This is a genomic window from Actinoplanes teichomyceticus ATCC 31121 (assembly GCF_003711105.1).
GTDB lineage: Bacteria > Actinomycetota > Actinomycetes > Mycobacteriales > Micromonosporaceae > Actinoplanes > Actinoplanes teichomyceticus.
Genome location: NZ_CP023865.1, coordinates 4,059,164 through 4,077,742, shown reverse-complemented (window position 1 = coordinate 4,077,742; position 18,579 = coordinate 4,059,164). Strand labels below are relative to the sequence as shown.

Below are 18,579 nucleotides of genomic sequence, written 5' to 3'. Positions count from 1 at the left end.
GCGTGCCCGCGGGCGCGCGCCCTGCGACCGTGGCGTGCCCGCGGGCGCGCGCCCGGTGAGCGTGGCGGGCACGCGGCGGCTCAGGCCGGCAGCAGTGTCTCCTCCACGGCCGGGTCGAGGCCGACCGTCGGCCGGTCGGCGCGCTGCGGGGCGGCCCCGGGCAGCGAGGTCAGCCACGCCCAGGTGTCCGCGACCGTCTCGGCGACCGGGCGGCAGCGCAGCCCGGCCGCCAGCGCCCGGCTCACGTCGGCGCGGTGCATGAAGTCGTGGACCTCACCCGGCGGGAACCAGATCGGCAGGTCCGTCCACGGCTGCACGCCGGCGGCCACGATCTGCTGCGGGTCGGTCCAGCACAGCCGCGCGTGGCCGCCGGTGACCCGGTTGGCGGTCTCCAGCAGCTCGCCCATCGTGGTGTGGCCGGGTTCGCTGACCACGTTGACGGCGTCGTCCAGGCCGGTGTTGGCCAGGATGAACCGGGCCAGGTCGCGGGCGTCGACGTACTGCAGGGGCAGCTCGCGCGGCCCGGGCGCCAGGGTGGGGCCGCCGCGGCGCAGGCGGCGCAGCCACCACGGCAGGCGGCCGACGTCCTCGTACGGGCCGAGGATCAGCCCCGCCCGGGCCAGCAGCACCGGGCCGCCGAACGCGGCGGTCGCGTGCTCGGCGCGCAGCTTGTCCCCGCCGTAACCGGGGTCGTCGGCCGCGGTCAGCGGGGCGTGCTCGGTCAGCGGACCCGGGGCGAGCCAGCGGTAGACCGAGCGGCTGGAGACGTACGTCAGATGGCCGGCGCGGCCGGCGAGCAGCGCGGCGGCCGCGCCGACCGCGTCGGCCTGCGCCGACCAGGTGTCGACCACGGCGTCCCACGTGCCGCTGCGCAGCGCGTCGAGGCCGCCGTCGGCGAGCCGGTCGCCGACCAGCAGCCGGGTGCCGGGCACCGGGGCACGGTGGCCGCGGTTGAACACTGTGACGAGGTGCCCGGCCGCGAGGGCCTCGTCGGCCAGCGCGCGGCCGACGAAGCCGCTGCCGCCCAGGATCAGGATCCGCATGCGGCCGAGCCTGCCGCAGCGCCCGGCCCGGCCCCAAACGGATCTGCTCAGGGCAGAGTCACTCGTCGTCGGCGGCCAGGAACGTCTCCACCGCCTCGACCACCAGCGCGTGGTCCTCGGCCTGCGGCAGCCCGGAGACGGTCACGGCGCCGACCACCCCGACGCCGGGCACCCGGATCGGGAAGGCGCCGCCGTGCGCGGCGAAGCGGGCCGGGTCGACGCCCATGGCCGCGTCCAGCTCCCGGCCCTTGGCCGCGAGCCGGCGCCCCACCAGGTACGAGGAACTGGCGAACCGGTAGACGACGCGCACCTTGCGCTCGATCCAGGTGTCGTTGTCGGCGGTGGAGCCGGGCAGGCCGGCGTGGAACAGCTGCTGCTGCCCGCGGCGGATGTCCACCGCGACCGGCAGGTTCCGCTCGGTGGCCAGATTGACCAGCAGGCAGCCGAGGGCCCACGCGTCGGCCTCGTCGAAGCGGGGGAAGACCAGGCGGCGTTCCTGCTCTTCCACCTCGGCGATCAGGGTCTGCAACTCGTCGTCGCTCATCCGGCCATTCTTATCTGATCGACGCCGAGCTTGATGATCAGGGCGAGCACCACGAGCAGCAGCACCACGCGGACGAAGCCGGAGCCGCGCCGCAGCGCCATCCGGGCGCCGGCCACCGCGCCGGCGATGTTGCAGACCGCCATGCCCGCGCCCAGCAGCCAGTGCACGTGCCCGGTGGCGGCGAACACGATCAGCGCGCCCAGGTTGGTGCCGGTGTTGACCAGTTTCGCCATCGCCGATCCGTGCACGAAGTCGGCGCCGACGATCGTGGTGAACACCAGCACCAGGAACGTGCCGGTGCCCGGCCCGATCAGCCCGTCGTAGGCGGCGACCACCCCGCCGGCGGCCGCGACCGCCAGGCCCCGGCGCAGCGTGGTGCGTTTCTCCGGGTGCTCGGCCAGGCCCATGGCCGGGCGCACGGTCACGAAGACCGCGACCGCGATCAGCACCAGCAGCACGACCGGCCGGTAGGCGCCGGCCGGGATCGCCCCGGCCAGCGCGGCGCCGCAGCCGGCGCAGAGCATCGCGAGCGCGGCCGACGGGCCGGCGACCGCCCAGTCGATCCGGGTGCGGCGGGCGTAGGTCACCGCGGCGGTGCCGGTGCCGCAGATCGCGGCGAGTTTGTTGGTGCCCAGGGCGGTCGGTAACGGCAGTTGCGGGGCGGCGACCATCAGGGCGGGCAGCAGCAGCAGACCGCCGCCGCCGACGACCGCGTCGACCCAGCCGGCCGCGGCGGCCGCGATCAGCAGCGTGGCGATCACCGGCGGCCGCGCTGGCGCTGCAGCCAGATCCCGAGCATCGCGCCCACCACGAAGATCATCATTGTGCAGCAGAGCGCTTTGGTGAACATCGACTCTCCCCGTTGATCGCCCCGGCGGTGCGGGTCGAGGCTACACAGCCGCTCACGCCGGGCGGACCGGGTGCCGGGCCCGCCGCCGTGGACGACTAGGGTCGGCGTGTGCGCCTGGCCACGTTCAACCTGCTGCACGGCAGATCGCTGTCCGACAACACCGTCCACGCCGACCGGGTCCGGGCCGCCGTCGCCGACCTCGACGCCGACGTGCTGGGCCTGCAGGAGGTCGACCGGGCCCAGCCGCGTTCGGGGCACCTGGACCTGACCGCGCTGGCCGCCGAGGCGCTGGGCGCGCCGGTGCACCGCTTCGCCGCCGCGGTCGTCGGCACCCCCGGACACATCTGGCACCCCTGGCACGCCGAGGCCGACGTCTCCCACCCGCAGTACGGGATCGCCCTGGTCAGCCGCTACCCGGTGCAGCGCTGGCAGATCACCCAGCTGCCGGCCGCGCCGATCCGCTCGCCGGTGGTCACCGGCGAAGGCGTGCTGCTGCTCAAGGACGAGCCGCGGGTGATGCTGGCCGCCGTGCTGCAGACCCCGCACGGGCTGCTGAGCGTCGGCACCACGCACCTGTCGTTCGTGCCCGGCTGGAACGTGCGCCAGCTGCGGCACGCGGTGCGGGCGCTGCGCGCGCTGCCCGCCCCGCGGATCCTGCTCGGTGACCTGAACATGCCGGCCGGCCCGGCGCGGGCGTTCACCGGCTGGCGGCCGCTGGCGCGCGCGGCGACGTTCCCGAGCCCGTCGCCGCGTACCCAGCTCGATCACGTGCTGGCCGATCCGCGCGGGCGGGCACCGCTGGGGCGGGTGGTCCAGGTCCGTACCCCGCACCCGCCGGTCTCCGATCACCGGCCGCTGGTGGTGCGGCTCGACCGTTAGTCATCTGCAGGCCTGCGTCACCGACGAAACCGCGGCGACATTGCCGATACCGCGGCTGGCCCCGGTCATGACGATCGTGTGCTTCATGGTCGCTGCTGAATCCGGTTGCTACGCCGCCGTGGCGTGACACCGGATGGGGGCAGCGAGCGCGCGGCAACCAGTGCCCGGCCTGACAGTGGGACCAGCAGTACCCAGGCTCCTGAGCTGGACTTCGGCAACCATGAAGGCATGAATCCTGCGAGTCTCGGTACCCTGCTGCGCCAGTGGCGTGACCGGCTGCAGCCCAGCGACGCCGGCATCACCGCCGGACCCCTGGCTTGCGGCGAGAAGAGCTGGCGCAGCTGACCGGCCTGTCGGTCGACTACATCCTCCGGCTGGAGCAAGGCCGGGCGGTCAACCCGTCCGCGCAGGTCGCGGCGCACTGGCCCGCGCCCTGTTCGGCGACGGCCCGGCGCACCCGGCACTGCACAACACCCACTTCGCCGGCGGCCGCCGCCATCGTGGCCGACCTCAAGGACGCCGTCACCCGCTACCCCGGCGACGCTGGACTCAACACCCTGGTCATCGCCCTACGGAACACCTCCGAGCTCTTCGCCGCCCTGTGGACCTCGGTATCCGCGGCCGCCCCACGCCAGCGAACGCGAGACCATCCAGCACCCCGATGGTCGGCGAACTGACCCTCGACTGCGACGTCCTCACCGTTCCCGGCGCCGACCTGCGTCCGGTCACCTACACCACCACGGCGGGCGGAACCGACGCCGGCGAGACCTGCTCAGGGTCACCGGCGGCCATGACATAGCCGCGGGTCCTGCGCACGGCTCGATGACACCATGAGCCGCCGAAGCGGGATGTCCGTGGTCGCGGCGGCGGCGGGGCGATTGCCGTCTCCTGTCGTAACGTATATTGTTACGACAGGAGGGAGGTGGAGGGCACCGTGAGCGCGAACAGCAGACTGACCATCGCCACACATGCACTGACCTGGATCGGTCTGTATCAGCAGCGCGGCCACGAGGTCGCCACCTCTGAGCAGATCGCGACGAGCGTCAACACCAACCCGGTGGTGATCCGCCGCCTGCTCGCCACGCTGAGCAAGGCCGGCCTGGTCGTGTCCCGGCGCGGGGCCGGGGCGGGCTGGATGCTCGGCCGGGACCTGGCAGCCATCACTTTGCTCGACGTCTACCAAGCGATCGAGCCGGGGCCGGTCTTCGCCATGCATCCCGCGACACCGAACCCCGGATGCGTCGTGGGCCACGGCATCGGACCGGCTCTGACCACGGTCTACGACGACGTGGAGGCCGCCCTGCGCAGGCAGCTCGCCAGCACCACGCTTCAGGATGTCCTGCAGGACATCCTGAAGGCCTCCTGACCCTGCCCCGGGTCGAGGGGCATCTTTTTTGCACCCACCGATGTAACTGGATCTGTTACATCAGCGATCGAAGTGAAGGACGACAACGATGACGACGAACACGCAGATCACGCGGAATGTGGCCGAAGAGTTCGTACAGCGCCTCGGCAAGCAGGACCCCGACGGCATCCAGGAACTCTTCGCCCAGAAGATCGATTGGTACGTCCCCGGCAGCGACACGGTGTCGTGGACCGGGCGCCGTACCCGCCGGGAGGAGGTCGCACCGTACTTCACCACGATGTGGCCGCACTTCGTGCCCGGCCGCAGCGTGGTCGACCTGAAGGGCATCATCGCCGACGGCGATGATGCCATCCTGCTGGCGGTCTGGACGCACACCGTCGCGGCCACCGGCAAGGAGTTCACCACGCCGGCGGCCATCCATCTGACGGTCGAGGACGGCCGGATCACCCGCCTGCACCTCTACGAAGACACGCTCACCGTCGACAAGGCCTTCAACGCCGGCTGAGTGACGTGGGCTCATGTGCCCGAACTCGCGGGGATGAGCGGTGCGAAGCGCGGTAACCGGGGTGGCTGTCGCTGGTCCGCCGCCGACCGGCACCGCTGGTGGCTCGGCGCCGGAGCCGCCGCGGCGGTGCCCGGTCTGCGGTGACCGGCTACCGGCGGCGGCTCGGACGTCGATGGTGTTTCGCTCGCCGGCGTGCCGAGCCTGGAATCGACGCACGGTCCGGCTCCGCCGGACCGTGATCGCCGCGGCGAGGCAGGAGCACTGGGTGGCCTGTGCGGGGACTGTCGGGCGAGGGGTCGCCCGGCCACCGTTTCTGTGCCAGAGCCGTCTTTCTTGGCAGTCCAGCCTTCGGCCGAGACCCGGCGAAAGTCGAAGAATGCCGCGCGGGTATCACGAAAATCGCCCTACCAGCTCGCCGACGTCATGGCCAACCGTCGTCGCCCGCATCGGGCACGTCCGCGGCTCGACCGGATGTGAGGCAGCGACGGTGCGCGCCTGCGTCCGCTCAAGAAGGCCGGGTGACGGTCACCGTCCGGCGGTGCGCAGCACGCCGCGCCAGGCGCGGTGGCGCTTGGTACGGAGGAAGACGTCCTCCAGCCCGTCCTCGGCGTCCCACTGCTCGCCGATCTTCTGGAAGCCGAAGCCTTTGATGGTGGCGCGCGAGCCGGTGTTGTCCGGCCGGATGCTGGCCCGCACCGCGGTGATGCGGGGGTCGGCGTCGGCGCGTTCCAGCAGCGCCCGCAGCATGGCCTTGGCGTAGCCGCGGCGGCGGTGGGCGGGGTCGACCGAGTAGGCGACCTCGACGATGCCGTCGGCGTCGGGCGGACCGTGGAAGCCACCGTGCCCGACGACGATGTGCTCGGGCTCGGCGACCGCGGCGCGGGCGATCCAGTCGGCGGCCTCGGGGTTGCGCCGGATGTCGTCGAGCCGGATCCGCCACAGCCAGCTCTCGTCGAGCAGGTACTGGCTCAGCGTGATCCCGGCGGCCCGGCCGGCGGCGTCCAGGTCGCCCGCGACGAGGGCGGTCAGCGCGGCGGGGGAGAGCTTCACGAATCGGATGGCCGGCATTCCGCGATGATCACACGCCGTGGTGGCCCACGCCACCGATCAGTTGCGCACAACCAATTGTTCACAACTCAATTGTGGGCTACCGTTCAGCTCATGCGGGAGAGCACGGCACTGGACGAGATGATCTGCTTCCAGCTTTATGCGGCCAGCCGCGCGATGACCGCGGTGTACCGGCCACTGCTCGACCCGCACGGCCTGACCTATCCGCAATACCTGGTGCTGCGCGTGCTGTGGCACGACGGCCCCACCACGGTGCGTGACCTCGGGCGCACCCTGCGCCTCGACAGCGGCACCCTGTCCCCGCTGCTGAAGCGCCTCGAGGCGCAGGGCCTGCTGACCCGCGCCCGCGGCGCCGACGACGAGCGCACCGTCCTGGTCGCTCTCACCGAGACCGGCGTGCGGCTGCGTGACGAGATCGGCGACCTCACCCCGGCCCTGCTCTGCTCGGTGAACCTCACCGTCGACGAGCTCCACCAACTGCACCACCTGCTCATCCGCGCCCGCGGCTGAGCCACCACACCGCGAAAGGGCACCCACATGACCACCCCGATCTACACCGCGTCCGCGACCGCCACCGGCGACGGCCGCAGCGGCCACGTGCGCTCCAGCGACGGCGTCCTCGACTTCGATCTGGCCGTCCCGAAGGAGCTGGGCGGCCCCGGCGGCGCGCTGACCAACCCCGAGCAGCTGTTCGCCGCCGGGTACGCGGCCTGCTTCCACAGCGCCCTCAAGCGGGTCGCCAGCCTGCAGAAGGTCACCGTCACCGACACCGCGATCACCGTCGACGTCGGCATCGGCCAGCTGCCCAGCGGCGGCTTCGGCCTGTCGGTGGCCATCGAGGCCGAGCTGCCCGGCCTGCCCGAGGAGCAGGCGCAGGCCCTCCTCGAGGCCGCCCACCAGCTCTGCCCGTACTCGAACGCCACCCGCGGCAACGTCGAGGTCCAGCTCACCCTCGCCTGAGCCGCTGTCGCGCCGGCCCGCAACCGCGCCGGTTCCGGGCTGGCGCCGTCTGCGGGACCGTGCTGTCTCCGGGACCGTGCCTGCGCCCTCTGTGGGACCGTGCCTGCGCCGTCTCCGTGCTCTCCGTGCGCGCGGCGTGCCGGTGCCGCCCGGCCGTGGCCCGTCGCGCGGTGGCCCTGGACCTCCTAACGGTGAACCGCTACTTTCCCGTTAGCTCGTGCGGCGTTGTGTTCCCGCTCGACCCCGGAGGCGGCCTGCGGCCCTGCCGGCCCAGGTCGGCGACCCGCACCTGGACGGCACCACCAGCGAACGCGCCGCTGGTGGTGCCGTCCAGGGGCAGGGGCCATGCTCGGCCTCGGTGTCCGGCCCGCCGCCAGGTTCACCCGCCCGGGCCACCCCGTCCGGGGGACCGGGGCGCACCGGCGGCGTTCCGCCGTCACCCGGGGCCGGGCGGAACAGCCGTGTCGGGACTGCCGGCCGGTGAACGGATCCGGCCCGGCGCCGTGCGGCTCGCCGAGGACCGTCGGCGCCGCTCCAGCCGCCCGGCCACGATGTACCGCTCGCCACGCCGCGGTGCTCTGCTCGCCCCGGCCGCGGTGCCCTCCCCGGCCGCGTCGTGGTGCTCTGCTCGTCCCCGTCGCGGTGCCTTCCTGTGCCGCGCCGTGGTGTTCCGCTCGCCCACGTCGCGGTGCCCTCCTCGGCAGCGGCTGTGACGTCGCGAGGGCGCCGCGGGGCGTGATGCCATTCCGCACCGTGGCCACCGCGCGACGACCGGTGTCGGGGCCGACCTACCGGGCGCTCCCGGACAACCGGCCCCGACCGCCGTCAGCCGGGCTGCGGCAGGTAGCGGGCGCGCTGCGCCTGCATGGCCTCGACCTGCTCCGGCGTCATCGCCGCCAGGGCCGCGGCCCGCCGCCGTCCCCGCTCGGCCAGCTCCTCCGGGGGCAGCGACGCGGCGAACTCCGCCCGGGCGCGCTGCATCGCGGCGAGCTGTTCCGGGGTGAGTGGCTGGTCCATCGTGACCATCTCCTCGATCAATCGCAGGAATTCCGACGTCGACGGCTCGGTCATGCCTTCGAGCGCGCCGAGCACCCCGAGCAGGCGTCCCCGCAGGCGTGTCCCGCGCCGGATCCGCTCGTCCACCTCGGCCAGTTGGCGGCGCAGCAACCCCACCGGGTCGCCGGTCGCCGTGCCGAGCGTGTCGCGGATCTGCGCCAGGCTCAGCCCGAACCCGCGCAACGCCAGGATGACGTGCAGTCTGCGCACGTCGTCGCCGGTGTAGCAGCGGTGGCCGCCCGCGGTGCGGGCCGACGGCACGAGCAGGCCGAGCCGGTCGTAGTGATGCAGCGCCCGGACCGTCACCCGCGTCGCGCGTGCCAGCTCCCCGACGCGCCACCGACGCGGGTTGCCCACCAGAAACCCCCTTTCCGGGTACGCCGTGAACGCTATGACCTCACCCGACGTCGGGTTCAAGTCCCGCCGTTGGAAGCTGTGGCGACGGAGGCTTTCTCCTCGCGTTCGGTCAGAGCCTGGAAGAGCAGCTCGGCGCCGCGCCGATCAAATTCCATATCCAAGTCACCGATGTGCAAAGGGTCGACACGACGTCGTGGCCGGCATCTTCTCAGCGGCGGCTTGGACAAGCTCGTCGACGAGTTCGGTGGCCAGGACGTAGCGGACTCGGTGGCCGGCCATCGCGGCTTCGGTGCCCAGCGTGATGAGCAGGTGCGACGTGCCGGTGCCGGAGTCACCGATCAGGCGGAGCGGCAATCGCTTTGACCCCATCGCAGGTGGCGAGGGTGTGGACGGCGGCGGGGTCGACGTCCGGGTCGGCGGCGAAGTCGAACGTCCGCAGGGCGTTGTCGCGAGGGAAGGCGGCGACTCTTCGTTGTCGAGGCCTGTGTTCCAGGAAGCGATGACCGAAACAGGCCGGGGCCGTCGACGTATCGACGGCCCCGGCCGTGCTCTTGCTGGGCCGTGATGGCCTGCTCGAGCAGGGTGCGGTGGCGGATCATCCAACCGGCGGCACGGGCTCGCCAGGCCAGCGCCCACAACGGTGCCGGGTCGGTCGAGTCCGGAGTGGTTCCGGCCTGAACCGCCTCGGCGGAACAGTCCCGGATCGCGAACTCGATCATTCTGCCGACCACTGCTTGCCGATCAGCCCTGGGCAGCTCGTATCCGTCGAGGAACAGCCGCAGCTGCCGGGCGCGGGTATCTGCGTCGGGCAGGCCGGTGTGGTGTCACCACGCGCGGACACCGAACCTGCCGACGATCAAGCGGTGTCGGAAACGCCGTTCAACCGGTGTCGACAGTCACGCGGAGGATCAGGTCGTCGCCCTTGTCGGCGGCGAACCGGCGGCGACGTGCGCGGACGGTGAGAGCGGCGTCGACGGCAACACCGCCGCATACACCACCGCCGCTGCGCCGGGCACCGGCCGCCGGATGCTGGCCGAGACGGAACGCCGCAGCGCCGCCGGCCGGGACCTGAGCCGGCTGGACCGGGTGGGCGGCAACCGGCGGTTGCGTGAGTGTTACCGGACGGCCGGGTACACGGTCGTCGGTGAGCTGCCGCCCCCGGATGCCGGCCCCGGCGGCCGGCATCCGGTCGTGCTGCCGCAGAAGCGGCTGCGGCCCGGGTAGGGTCAGCCGGCCGGGCAGAACACCCGGTCGATCAGCGTCTCGAGGGCCGGGTCGAAGTCGCCCTGGTACGGGTTGATCGACAGGCTCAGCCGGCGGCTGCCGTCGCGGGTGTGGAAGCTGCCGGTGGCGTACCCGAAGATTCCGCCGCCGTGGCCGTAGAGGGTCACCCCGCACGACAGCGGGGTGCGCTCCAGGCCGAGGCCGTAGTCGTGGCCCGGCACCATGGTGGTCATCGCGGCCAGCTGGGCGGGCGGCAGCAACCGGCCACCCAGCAGCGCGGCGAAGAAGGTGTTCAGGTCCGCGGTGCTGGAGATCATGTCGCCGGCCGCGTCGGCGACACTGGGGTTCATCCGGGTCACGTCGACCGGTTTCTGCGCGCCCTGCGGCCCGACCGGCAGGTAGCCGTGCGCGTGCGGACCGGTGATCGACGCCTTCTCGCCGGGCGACTCGGTCTGCCGCAGGCCCAGCGGCCCGATGATCCGGCGCTGGATCTCGGCGGCGTGGTCGTTGCCGGTCACCGTCTCGACGACCATGCCGAGCAGCACGTAGTTGGTGTTCGAGTACGACCAGTCGGTTCCCGGGGCGAACAGCGGTGGCTGAGCGGTCGCCAGCGCCACCAGCTCCGCCGGCTCCCAGGAGCGGAAGCGCTGCGCCAGCCAGCCCTGCGGCGACAGGTCCAGGGCGTCGGTGTAGTCGTACAGGCCGCTGGTGTGGTTCAGCAGCTGCCGCAGCGTGATCCGGTCCCCGCCGGGAACCACGCCGGGCAGCCAGCGCTGCACCGTGTCGTCCAGACGCAGCCGCCGTTCCGCCTCCAGCTGCAAGATCACCGTGGCCAGGAAGGTCTTGCTGACACTGCCGATCCGGAACCGCCCGCCGGTCGGCGCGGGCGCCGGCCGGCCCAGCTGTGCGACGCCGGCGGCGGCGCGCCGGGTGCCGGACCGATCGGCGACCTCGGCCAGCGCGGCGGTCGCCCCGGCGTCCACGATCGCGCCGAGGTCGCGGCGCAGGTCGCCGTGCCCGGCCGGGGTGGCGCGGGCCGGCGTCGCGGCGGTGGCCGGGGCGGCCACCACCAGGGACAGGGCGGTGAGCGCCAGCACGGCGGTGATCCGTCGGATACGCACGCGGTCTCCCTTCTCGATGCCGCGCCCGGACGCGCGGCCTGCCTGCGATCCTGCGCGGCGCGCGCCGCGGCCGAACCCTCCGCCAGGACGATCTGACCCGGAGACGATCCGGGGGTCCATCATGGACGCCGGTCGGGGCAGGAAGGGGCCGCTTTTCCGGGGTCATCGGTGGTGACCTGGTACGACCGGATCAGGGATGTCCCGGACGCGGCGGGCGGGTGGCCCGGCCGGACCGGGCGCCGCCGCGATCGCCGCCGCCGGCGCGCCACGGGCGGTAAGGCATCGGTAAGACCGGCTGCGCTGCAATGAGATCCGACCCAGACGGTGGCGCCGGCTCCGGCGCCCTGGCTACCCGGAGGATCACATGCCATCAGGTCTCGCCCGGCAACCGTTACGTCGCGTGCTGCGCGGCACGCTTGTCGCTCTGCTCGGCGGTGGCGCCGCCGTCGTCGTCGCGGCCACCCCGGCCTCGGCGGCGACCTGCCCGACCAGCACACCGCCCTACGGCGCGGAGCTGTGCAGCGGTTCGGTCTGGCTCGGTTCGGAGCGGATCATCGTGGACGGCGGCAAGCCCATCTCGACGGCGGGCCGGATCCACCGGCACCTCATCGTCGCGGACAAGTACCAGCAGCGCGGCGCCTTCCTCGCCGTCTATCCGGACGAGAGTCCCGACACCGGCCGGGCGATCGCCTACCGCGATCCGGACGGCTATGTGGGAGACGCCGGCCACCACGACATCTACTACCCCGTGAAGCACATCCGCTTCTGCCACGACGCCGTGCAGCAATGCATCACGTTGTTCTGACGACCGGTATCCCGGCGTACGGCACCGCTCACCGTGCCGCCCGGGTCTCATCGCAGGGAGAGAGATGCTCGGCAGACGCGCCATGACCACCCGCCTGGCCGCCGTCGGAGCGGCCGTCGCCGTGGCGACCATGTCGGGGGCGGCTCCGGCACTCGCGGCGAGCGACAACTACATTCTCAACGCGCCGCAGTACACCAACACCTATGTCAAGATCGGCGTCATCCACGAGTGGGAGGCCGATCAGGGACTGTACGACGGGCTGCTCCCGCCCGGGCGGACCACGGAGGACATGTGGCACTGGGACCACGGGACCGGCGTCTGGATCGGTGACGGCTACTGCGCGCAGGTCCGGATCCGCGGGACTCGCAGCGCCCCGTGGGAGCGTGCCGGCCCGGACGTGGTCGGACCGCGCCAGTTCGCTGTCGGCATCGGCTCGTATTGGGCCATCTCGCCGTATCGGTGCTGAGCCGGATCCGCGCCGGTCGCGCGCCCGGCCGCCCGCCGGGCCGGGTACCGCAACCGCCGGTCAGCGCCGGGGCGAGACCGTGCGGGCGCGGCGGCGAGTATCCCCCCGATCCGGGCGGCGGGCCGGGGCGCGGCGGTGATCAGGGGCGGGGGCGGACCCTGGACATGTCGGCGGGCCGGGACCTGTCGACGTACTTGGGGGTCCGCATCTCGTCGGCGCGCAGCGGCGCGAGCGCCGCGTCGATCCCGTCCATGATCAGCCGGGTGGCGCGCATCGCCTGGGCGCCGGGTGTCCCGGTGACCGCGGTCAGGTCGACCGGGACGCCGAAGCCGACCTTGACCACCGGGCGGCGCAGCAGCGCGCGCAGCAGGGCGCGGCCGATGTTCTTCGGAGCCTCGTAGGGCAGCACGGCGTGCGCTCCCCACTGCGCGACCGGCAGGACCGGCGCGCCGGACATGGCGGCCATCCGGGCGACGCCGGTCTTTCCGCGTTCCGGCCACATCCAGGGGTCGAGGCCGATGCGGCCCTCGGGGTAGAGCAGGACGGCGGCGCCGTCCTTGAGCGCCTGGGCGGCGGCCGGGAGGGCGTCGGCGACCCGGGCGGTGCCGCGGTCGACGCGGATGTGTCCGCAGGCGCGCAGGGCGGCGCCGACGATCGGGGCGTCGAACAGCCCGCCGGTGATCATGATGCGGGGAGCGAGGCCGGCCCGGTGGCAGGCAGCGACCATGATCAGCGGGTCGACCGGGCTGACGTGGTTGGCGGCCAGGATGATCGGCCCGGTACGCAGCTCGGCCGGCACCTGGCCGATCACCCGCAGCCGGCAGATCGGGAGAACCACCCAGGGGGAGAGGGCGAGCAGCAGCCGCCACAGCAGCGGCGGCCGCCAGGTAGTAGACGTACTCATAGGCGGGCCATGATGGCATGTCCGGGGTGGGCCGATCCATCCGCGGCGGGACCGGCGTGAGCATTGTCGCCGATCGCGGCCGTCTGCCCCGGCGGGCATGGCTGTGCGCGGTGTGCCTCTTCGCCGTCCCCGCTCGGGCACGTCGCGGGAGCGGGGCACGGCTGCCGGCGGTGCTAGCGTGGGAGCGGCGCCGCGGTGCGGTTGCCCCGGACGAGTTGCGTGTCGTACCCGGCCTGACAAGACGACCGCCTGGTGGGGTGAGTTGTCATGGCCTGGACCGTGCTCGTCGTCTCCGGTCTGCTCGAGGCGGCCTGGGCGATCGCCCTGGATCGCAGCGCCGGTTTCTCCCGCCCCCTCCCCACGGTGATCTTCGGGGTGGCGTTGACGCTGAGCATGCTGGGTCTGGGGTATTCGTTGCGGACGATCCCGGTCGGCACCGGCTATGCGGTGTGGGTCGGCATCGGCGCGGTCGGCACCGCGGTGGTGGGGATGGTCGCGCTCGGCGAGAACGCCTCGCTGCTGCGGATTCTGTGTTTGCTGCTGGTGGTGGGCGGCGTGGTGGGATTGAAGTACGCCCACTGACCGCACCGGTGTCACGACCGGTCGCATCGAGAACCGGTGCGGGCCGGCGAGCTCCGGACCCGTCGGCCGGCGCGCGCGGATCGTCACACGGCTGCTCCACGCTCGGCGGGCGGCGCCGCCGGGCGTCTCACAGCCGGATCAGGTCGGCGACCTGCTCGGCAAGCCCGGGGGAGAATAAGACGTGCCCCATTCCGGGTACGACGTGCAGGCGCGCGCCGGGGATGGCGGCGGCCAGGGCCTCGCCGTGAGCGAGCGGGAAGACCGGGTCGTGGTCGCCGTGCACGATCGTGGTCGGGGCGGTGATCGACGACAGCGGGGCGAGCCGGTCCGGGGCGAAGGTGTGGCCGGCCCGGTGGTGGTTGGCGGCCGCGGCCGGATCGGTGGCCCGCGACCATGCCCGTTCCAGCATCGCGCGGGCGGCGGCCTCGTCGAACGGGCGGACCGGTCCGTTGAAGAGGCGGAACAGTGCCACGTCGGACTCCACGCCCGGCGGCATGCCGGCGGCCAGATGGGCGAGGAAGGCGGGCTCCGGCGGTGGCAGGTCGCCGGGGGCGGGCGGCTGTCCGGCGCGCGCGGGTCCGGAGCGGTGGCCCATGAGGGTGCTGGTCAGCACGGTCAGCGAGCGCACCCGGGCGCTCGCGTGCACGGCCAGCCACTGCGCGATCATGCCGCCCATGGAGAAGCCGGCCACGTGCGCGGCGGCTAGCCCGTAGCCGTCCAGCACGGCCAGGCAGTCGGCGGCCAGGTCGGCGATCGCGTACGGATGGGTGTCGAAGTCGACGGTGCTCGATCGGCCGGTGTCCCGGTGGTCGAAGCGGATCACCTGGACGCCGCGGGCGACGAGCCGGGCGATCAGCGGGTCCGGACAGGTGATGCCCTGCGCGGACGCACCCATGATCAGCAGCAGGGGCGGGTGGGCGGGGTCGCCGATTCGTTCGGTCCACAGCCGCAGCGGGCCGGAGGACACGAAGCGCTGGTGCGTGTGCGGCATGGCCAGCACCGTATCGTCGCGATCGACGTGCGTCGCGGCTATTTCCCGGCCGGCCTCGCGTGCGCGGGTCCCGTCGTGTCGGTCAGCTCTCACGCGCCGATCCGGACACCTCCATTCCTAGAATCCTAGGATGGCTTAGAGGCGGTGCGGCAAGCCGCACCGACAACCGCCGAAGGACGGCTTCGCCGACAACCCGAAACCTTTCTCGTGCGCGATGGCGCCCCGGACCGCGTCGCCGGCCGCTACCGGCCCACCCGTAGTTTCCAGACCAAGAACAACGTTGAGCAGTTGATCTAGGCCGGGACCTGGAGCGATCGCCTGAAGAAGGTGGGCCGCCGGGCGTCCACTCCCCGGTTTCTCGTCGTTCCGGCATGTGGGATGCGCGACCGGAGGCTCACGCGGCTACTCGAGCCGGTTGAGAGGGCGGCCTTGGATCCGGGCGGCCAGCTCGGGGTCGATCTGGTGGAGCACACCGGCGGGCTGTGGGCGGACGATCACCGGAAGGCCGTCCGCGCGTTGCGCGTGCTCGGCGTGGGCCTGCTCGACGGCGTCCGGGTAGGCCTGGGCTTTCTCGTGCGCGGCGAGCGCGCGGTAGATGCTGGCCACGCTCGGGTTGCGGCCCTTGCGCTTGCCGGTCGGGATGACCAGGTCGGGCTGGATCTTCTCGACGGTTTCGCCGTTGGCGCGGCGGCGCAGCACGGTGTGCAGCATGTCGTCGGTGATGACCGGGGGCCGGCCGCCGTGCTTACCTTGGCGGGCGGCGGCGTCGAGGCCTTCGAGGGTGCCTTCGCGAATGTTGTCGCGTTCGGTCTCGGCCAGGGCGGCGAAGAACGCGAACAGGATCCGGCCCGGTCGGGTCGTAGATGCCGGGCAGCGGGCCGGCGAGCATCTCCAGGACCAGGCCGTGGGCGACGAGGTGGTCGGCGAGGGCGGTGAGTTCGGCGGCGTCGCGGCCGAGGCGTTTCATCTCGTTGACGGTGAAGATGACCCGGCAGTGCGGGGCGTGGGCCTTGATCTCGCGGGCCAGCGCGAGGGCGGCCTCGAACTGCGGCCGGACCCGCATTCGGGTGGCAATCTTCTCGGAGAAGATCTTGTCGCGGGGGATGCCGTGCGCGGCGAGTGCGTCCAGCTGTGACTGGAGTTCCTGGGTCAGGGTGCTGCATCGGGCGTACCCGATCCGGATGTCTGCCGCCGGGGTGTCCGGGGGCAGGGGCGTCGGCGGCGGCGTGCCCGGCCGCCAGGGCTGTCCGGGCCCGCGGTCGGCCGGGGTCAGTACCCGCAGCGCTTTGCCCAGCCGGCCGACCTTGGTGAACCGGCCGGTGTGGTACGAGGACGCAACCACGCCGGACCGGGACCGGCACGGCGACCCGGGCTGCGCCTGACACCGCGGGCACGGATGCCGCTCGACTTATCCGGCATCACGCGAGTCGGATTCACGGTTCTCATCGACGACCATCCCCAGATGCTTGCACAAACATTTCTCAGAACCCCCTCACGGCGCGCTTGCGTGAGAACGGGTTTTGAGAACAAAACCGGTCCGAAACCGCGGTTCAGGGGCTGGATCATCAACTTGCTCTCACAATGGACCGTTTATGCGAACGGTCCATTGTGTGGTGGGTGTTCACACCGCGGCGCGGTCGTCAGCGGGGCGGCGGCGCAGGCCGGTCTGGGTGAGGGCGGGTGGGGTGTACGCGATGTCGAGGGTGCCCGGGTCGACGCCGGGTGCGACGACCTCGTCGATGCGGTCGAGGGTGTCGTCGTCGAGGGTGGCGCCGGCGCCGGCGAGCAGGTCGTCGAGGTGGGCCATGGTGCGCGGGCCGATGATCGCCGAGGTGACGGCGGGGTGGCTGATGACGAAGGCCACGGCCAGGTGGGTGAGGGACAGGCCGGCGTCCTCGGCGATCGGGACGAGTCGTTCGACGGCCTCGTGGTTGCGGGGGTCGGTCATGTGGTTGGGCACCCAGTGCATCCGCCCGGCCGAAGGCTGTTCGCGGCCGGCACGGAAGCGGCCGGTGAGCAGGCCCGACGCCAGAGGGCTCCAGGTCAGTACGCCCATCCCGTAGCGTTCGCAGACGGGCAGCACGTCACGTTCGATGCCGCGGTTGAGGATCGAGTAGGTGGGCTGTTCGGTGCGGAACCGTGCCAGCCCCCGGCGTTCGGAGGTCCATTGGGCTTCCACGATCTCGGCGGCCGGCATGCTGGAGTGGCCGATTGCGCGGATCTTGCCGGCCCGCATCAGGTCGGTCAGGGCGGCGAGGGTCTCCTCGATGTCGGTGCCGGGTTCCGGGTGATGGACCTGGTAGAGGTCGATGTGGTCGACGCCGAGGCGCCGCAGGGAGTCCTCCAGCGCGGTGACGATCCAGCGGCGGGAGTTGCCGCGCCGGTTCGCATCGGCGCCCATGGCGCCGTTGAACTTGGTGGCGAGCACGACGTCGTCGCGGCGGCCTTTGAGGGCTGTGCCGACGATGCGTTCGGTCTCGCCCTCGCCGCCGTAGACGTCGGCGGTGTCGATGAAGTTGATACCGGCGTCGAGGGCCCGGTGGATGATCCTGGCGCAGTCGTCGGGATCGGGGTTGCCGAACGGGGCGAACATCATGGTGCCCAGGCAGTAGGGGCTGACCTGGATGCCGGTGCGGCCGAGGGGGCGCATGCGCATGTGACTATTTGTCCTTTGCCGGTGGGGGGTGGTCCGGGGCGGACGGCTGGGCCGCCCCGGACCGGGGTGGGGTGGGTCAGCCGGCGTAGGCCACGGCGACGTCGAGGACCCAGGTGACGCCGAACCGGTCGGTGAGCATCCCGAAGCCGGGCGCCCACTGCGAGGGGCCGAACTTCTCGATGATCTCGGCGCCGTCGGCGAGCTTGTCCCACAGCGCGCGGACCTCGTCGGCGGTCTCACCACGCACGGAGACGAAGAACCGCTCGCCGGTCAGCGTCATGCCGTGCTCGCGGGTCGTTCCAGCCGGCGCGGCCGCGGCGGGTGCCTGGCTGGGCACGTCGTAGGCCATGATGCTGAACCCGTTGTCGGCGGTGACCTGACCGAAGACGACCTTGTCGGCGTCCGGGAGCTCCTTGGGCATACCGAAGTCGCCGTACGCGACGACGGTGAGGTGGCCGCCGAAGACGGACTGGTAGAACTCCAGCGCCGCGCGGGCATCGCCGCGGAAGTTCAGGTGCGTGGTGGTGGTGATGGCCATGCGGGACTCCTTGGTGATGGTTCTCGGCCGGATCGGCCTGAAATGGGGTGGTTGATCCTCAAGTGCGGTAACCAGAGCACGGTGATCGTGGGGCCGGATCGATGGACCCGGCCGAGGGCTCTCAGATGGCCAGCAGGACGGTGCTGACGATCAGGCTGCCGACGATGTTGTAACTGCCGGAGATCGCCGCGTAGAGCAGCGGTCGCGGGAAGTTGGGGTTGATGGCGATGGTGACCGTGTTGGCGGTGAGGTACCCGACGCCGATGATCAGGCCGAACACCAGCGCGTCGCGGTAGGTGTCGATGTTCAGCGCGGCGAACAGGATCGCGCTGGTGACCGTGATGATCAGGCTGGTCAGCGGCGGCCCGGCGAGGAACAGCGGCGTCGAGGGCGCCTTCGCGCCGGGGTCACGGCCGAGGGACCGGTTGTACGCCTGGGGGAACAGGGCCGCGAACCAGAGGCCGCCGAGCAGGGTCAGGGCGATAAAGCCGACCAGGATCCCGAGCCAGTTGAGATCGCCCAGAACATCGAACATGTGTTTCTCCGTACGTCAAAGAGGGATGAGCGGTCACGGCGTCCACCCGAGCACCGTGCTCGACCGGCTCGAGAGCAAGATTCGCAGCAGTAGGTGCCAGGGAGTGACACCTACTGCTGACAGAATCAG

At 72.2% G+C, this 18,579-nt stretch carries 24 protein-coding genes, 1 pseudogene and 1 riboswitch; of the genes and pseudogenes, 11 read left to right on the top strand and 14 right to left on the bottom strand.

The features are described from left to right. Positions 1 to 80: 80 nt before the first annotated feature. Genes ACTEI_RS18000 through ACTEI_RS17990 form a run of 3 tightly spaced genes read right to left on the bottom strand, consistent with a single transcriptional unit; the run spans position 81 to position 2,348 of the window. Positions 81 to 1,043: an NAD-dependent epimerase/dehydratase family protein gene (locus tag ACTEI_RS18000; protein ID WP_122978715.1), complete on the bottom strand. Its 963-nt coding sequence runs from the start codon at positions 1,041 to 1,043 to the stop codon at positions 81 to 83. 58 nt (positions 1,044 to 1,101) lie between these two features. Beyond that, positions 1,102 to 1,587, bottom strand: coding sequence for a heme-degrading domain-containing protein (locus ACTEI_RS17995; RefSeq protein WP_122978714.1), 486 nt, complete (start codon positions 1,585 to 1,587; stop codon positions 1,102 to 1,104). Next, on the bottom strand, positions 1,584 to 2,348 hold the full coding sequence (locus ACTEI_RS17990) for a sulfite exporter TauE/SafE family protein (RefSeq protein WP_122978713.1): 765 nt from the start codon (positions 2,346 to 2,348) through the stop codon (positions 1,584 to 1,586). The genes ACTEI_RS17995 and ACTEI_RS17990 overlap by 4 nt, the downstream gene beginning before the upstream one ends. 197 nt (positions 2,349 to 2,545) lie before the next feature. Here ACTEI_RS17990 and ACTEI_RS17985 point away from each other — a divergent pair, with 197 nt between their 5' ends. The 5 genes from ACTEI_RS17985 (at position 2,546) to ACTEI_RS17970 (ending at position 5,187) form a co-directional block, all read left to right on the top strand. Then, positions 2,546 to 3,316, top strand: coding sequence for an endonuclease/exonuclease/phosphatase family protein (locus ACTEI_RS17985; RefSeq protein WP_122978712.1), 771 nt, complete (start codon positions 2,546 to 2,548; stop codon positions 3,314 to 3,316). A gap of 317 nt (positions 3,317 to 3,633) precedes the next feature. Beyond that, a complete protein-coding gene (locus tag ACTEI_RS17980) occupies positions 3,634 to 3,993 on the top strand; it encodes an MmyB family transcriptional regulator (RefSeq protein ID WP_203723643.1) in 360 nt (119 codons plus the stop codon). Next, positions 3,978 to 4,115: a hypothetical protein gene (locus ACTEI_RS37635; protein ID WP_170206140.1), complete on the top strand. Its 138-nt coding sequence runs from the start codon at positions 3,978 to 3,980 to the stop codon at positions 4,113 to 4,115. Before ACTEI_RS17980 ends, ACTEI_RS37635 begins: the two co-directional genes overlap by 16 nt. A gap of 135 nt (positions 4,116 to 4,250) precedes the next feature. Beyond that, positions 4,251 to 4,682 carry an Rrf2 family transcriptional regulator gene (locus ACTEI_RS17975; protein ID WP_122982231.1) on the top strand — a complete coding sequence of 144 codons (432 nt, stop codon included), beginning with the start codon at positions 4,251 to 4,253 and terminating at the stop codon, positions 4,680 to 4,682. Between the two features lie 88 nt (positions 4,683 to 4,770). After that, positions 4,771 to 5,187: a nuclear transport factor 2 family protein gene (locus tag ACTEI_RS17970; protein ID WP_122978711.1), complete on the top strand. Its 417-nt coding sequence runs from the start codon at positions 4,771 to 4,773 to the stop codon at positions 5,185 to 5,187. A 525-nt stretch (positions 5,188 to 5,712) separates the two neighbouring features. Here ACTEI_RS17970 and ACTEI_RS17965 read toward each other — a convergent pair. Next, positions 5,713 to 6,255: a GNAT family N-acetyltransferase gene (locus ACTEI_RS17965; RefSeq protein ID WP_122978710.1), complete on the bottom strand. Its 543-nt coding sequence runs from the start codon at positions 6,253 to 6,255 to the stop codon at positions 5,713 to 5,715. 93 nt (positions 6,256 to 6,348) lie between these two features. Between ACTEI_RS17965 and ACTEI_RS17960 the strand changes: the two genes are divergently transcribed. After that, complete coding sequence (locus ACTEI_RS17960; RefSeq protein WP_122978709.1) at positions 6,349 to 6,765, top strand: MarR family winged helix-turn-helix transcriptional regulator; 417 nt, start codon at positions 6,349 to 6,351, stop codon at positions 6,763 to 6,765. 27 nt (positions 6,766 to 6,792) lie between these two features. Then, positions 6,793 to 7,215 (top strand): organic hydroperoxide resistance protein, encoded by a 423-nt coding sequence (locus tag ACTEI_RS17955; RefSeq protein WP_122978708.1) that lies wholly within the window; start codon positions 6,793 to 6,795, stop codon positions 7,213 to 7,215. A gap of 825 nt (positions 7,216 to 8,040) precedes the next feature. Here the strand turns inward: ACTEI_RS17955 and ACTEI_RS17950 are convergent. Continuing rightward, positions 8,041 to 8,628: a MerR family transcriptional regulator gene (locus ACTEI_RS17950; protein ID WP_122978707.1), complete on the bottom strand. Its 588-nt coding sequence runs from the start codon at positions 8,626 to 8,628 to the stop codon at positions 8,041 to 8,043. Between the two features lie 162 nt (positions 8,629 to 8,790). Further along, positions 8,791 to 8,997 carry an ATP-binding protein gene (locus ACTEI_RS39365; protein ID WP_372443260.1) on the bottom strand — a complete coding sequence of 69 codons (207 nt, stop codon included), beginning with the start codon at positions 8,995 to 8,997 and terminating at the stop codon, positions 8,791 to 8,793. A gap of 657 nt (positions 8,998 to 9,654) precedes the next feature. Between ACTEI_RS39365 and ACTEI_RS37090 the strand changes: the two genes are divergently transcribed. Next, complete coding sequence (locus tag ACTEI_RS37090) at positions 9,655 to 9,852, top strand: hypothetical protein (RefSeq protein ID WP_145831040.1); 198 nt, start codon at positions 9,655 to 9,657, stop codon at positions 9,850 to 9,852. 2 nt (positions 9,853 to 9,854) lie between these two features. Here ACTEI_RS37090 and ACTEI_RS17935 read toward each other — a convergent pair whose 3' ends face one another. Beyond that, positions 9,855 to 10,973 carry a serine hydrolase domain-containing protein gene (locus tag ACTEI_RS17935; protein ID WP_203723644.1) on the bottom strand — a complete coding sequence of 373 codons (1,119 nt, stop codon included), beginning with the start codon at positions 10,971 to 10,973 and terminating at the stop codon, positions 9,855 to 9,857. A 400-nt stretch (positions 10,974 to 11,373) separates the two neighbouring features. On the opposite strand from ACTEI_RS17935, the gene ACTEI_RS17930 reads away from it, so the two are divergent. Beyond that, positions 11,374 to 11,778, top strand: coding sequence for a hypothetical protein (locus tag ACTEI_RS17930; RefSeq protein WP_122978705.1), 405 nt, complete (start codon positions 11,374 to 11,376; stop codon positions 11,776 to 11,778). A gap of 64 nt (positions 11,779 to 11,842) precedes the next feature. Beyond that, positions 11,843 to 12,244 (top strand): hypothetical protein, encoded by a 402-nt coding sequence (locus ACTEI_RS17925; protein ID WP_145831041.1) that lies wholly within the window; start codon positions 11,843 to 11,845, stop codon positions 12,242 to 12,244. Between the two features lie 139 nt (positions 12,245 to 12,383). On the opposite strand, the gene ACTEI_RS17920 is transcribed toward ACTEI_RS17925, so the two are convergent. Next, positions 12,384 to 13,148, bottom strand: a complete 765-nt coding sequence (locus ACTEI_RS17920; protein WP_122978703.1) for a lysophospholipid acyltransferase family protein — start codon at positions 13,146 to 13,148, stop codon at positions 12,384 to 12,386. 184 nt (positions 13,149 to 13,332) lie between these two features. Then, positions 13,333 to 13,400, top strand: a riboswitch (guanidine-III (ykkC-III) riboswitch). Between the two features lie 15 nt (positions 13,401 to 13,415). Here ACTEI_RS17920 and ACTEI_RS17915 point away from each other — a divergent pair. Next, positions 13,416 to 13,730, top strand: a complete 315-nt coding sequence (locus tag ACTEI_RS17915) for a DMT family transporter (RefSeq protein ID WP_122978702.1) — start codon at positions 13,416 to 13,418, stop codon at positions 13,728 to 13,730. A gap of 127 nt (positions 13,731 to 13,857) precedes the next feature. On the opposite strand, the gene ACTEI_RS17910 is transcribed toward ACTEI_RS17915, so the two are convergent. The 6 genes and pseudogenes from ACTEI_RS17910 to ACTEI_RS17890 all read right to left on the bottom strand — a co-directional run bounded on the left by ACTEI_RS17910 (position 13,858) and on the right by ACTEI_RS17890 (position 18,450). Then, positions 13,858 to 14,721 (bottom strand): alpha/beta fold hydrolase, encoded by an 864-nt coding sequence (locus tag ACTEI_RS17910; RefSeq protein ID WP_122982229.1) that lies wholly within the window; start codon positions 14,719 to 14,721, stop codon positions 13,858 to 13,860. 402 nt (positions 14,722 to 15,123) lie between these two features. After that, entirely contained in the window at positions 15,124 to 15,432 is a 309-nt protein-coding gene (locus ACTEI_RS38405; protein ID WP_239082391.1) for a hypothetical protein, read from the bottom strand. Between the two features lie 226 nt (positions 15,433 to 15,658). Beyond that, positions 15,659 to 16,066 (bottom strand): annotated as a pseudogene (locus ACTEI_RS38400) (recombinase family protein); the annotation flags it as partial. A gap of 276 nt (positions 16,067 to 16,342) precedes the next feature. Continuing rightward, positions 16,343 to 17,377 (bottom strand): aldo/keto reductase, encoded by a 1,035-nt coding sequence (locus ACTEI_RS17900; RefSeq protein WP_122978701.1) that lies wholly within the window; start codon positions 17,375 to 17,377, stop codon positions 16,343 to 16,345. Between the two features lie 76 nt (positions 17,378 to 17,453). Beyond that, the gene (locus tag ACTEI_RS17895; protein ID WP_122978700.1) at positions 17,454 to 17,915 is read right to left on the bottom strand and encodes a VOC family protein; all 462 of its coding nucleotides are present in this window, start codon (positions 17,913 to 17,915) and stop codon (positions 17,454 to 17,456) included. Between the two features lie 121 nt (positions 17,916 to 18,036). After that, a complete protein-coding gene (locus tag ACTEI_RS17890; protein WP_122978699.1) occupies positions 18,037 to 18,450 on the bottom strand; it encodes a DUF1761 domain-containing protein in 414 nt (137 codons plus the stop codon). Positions 18,451 to 18,579 lie beyond the last annotated feature (129 nt).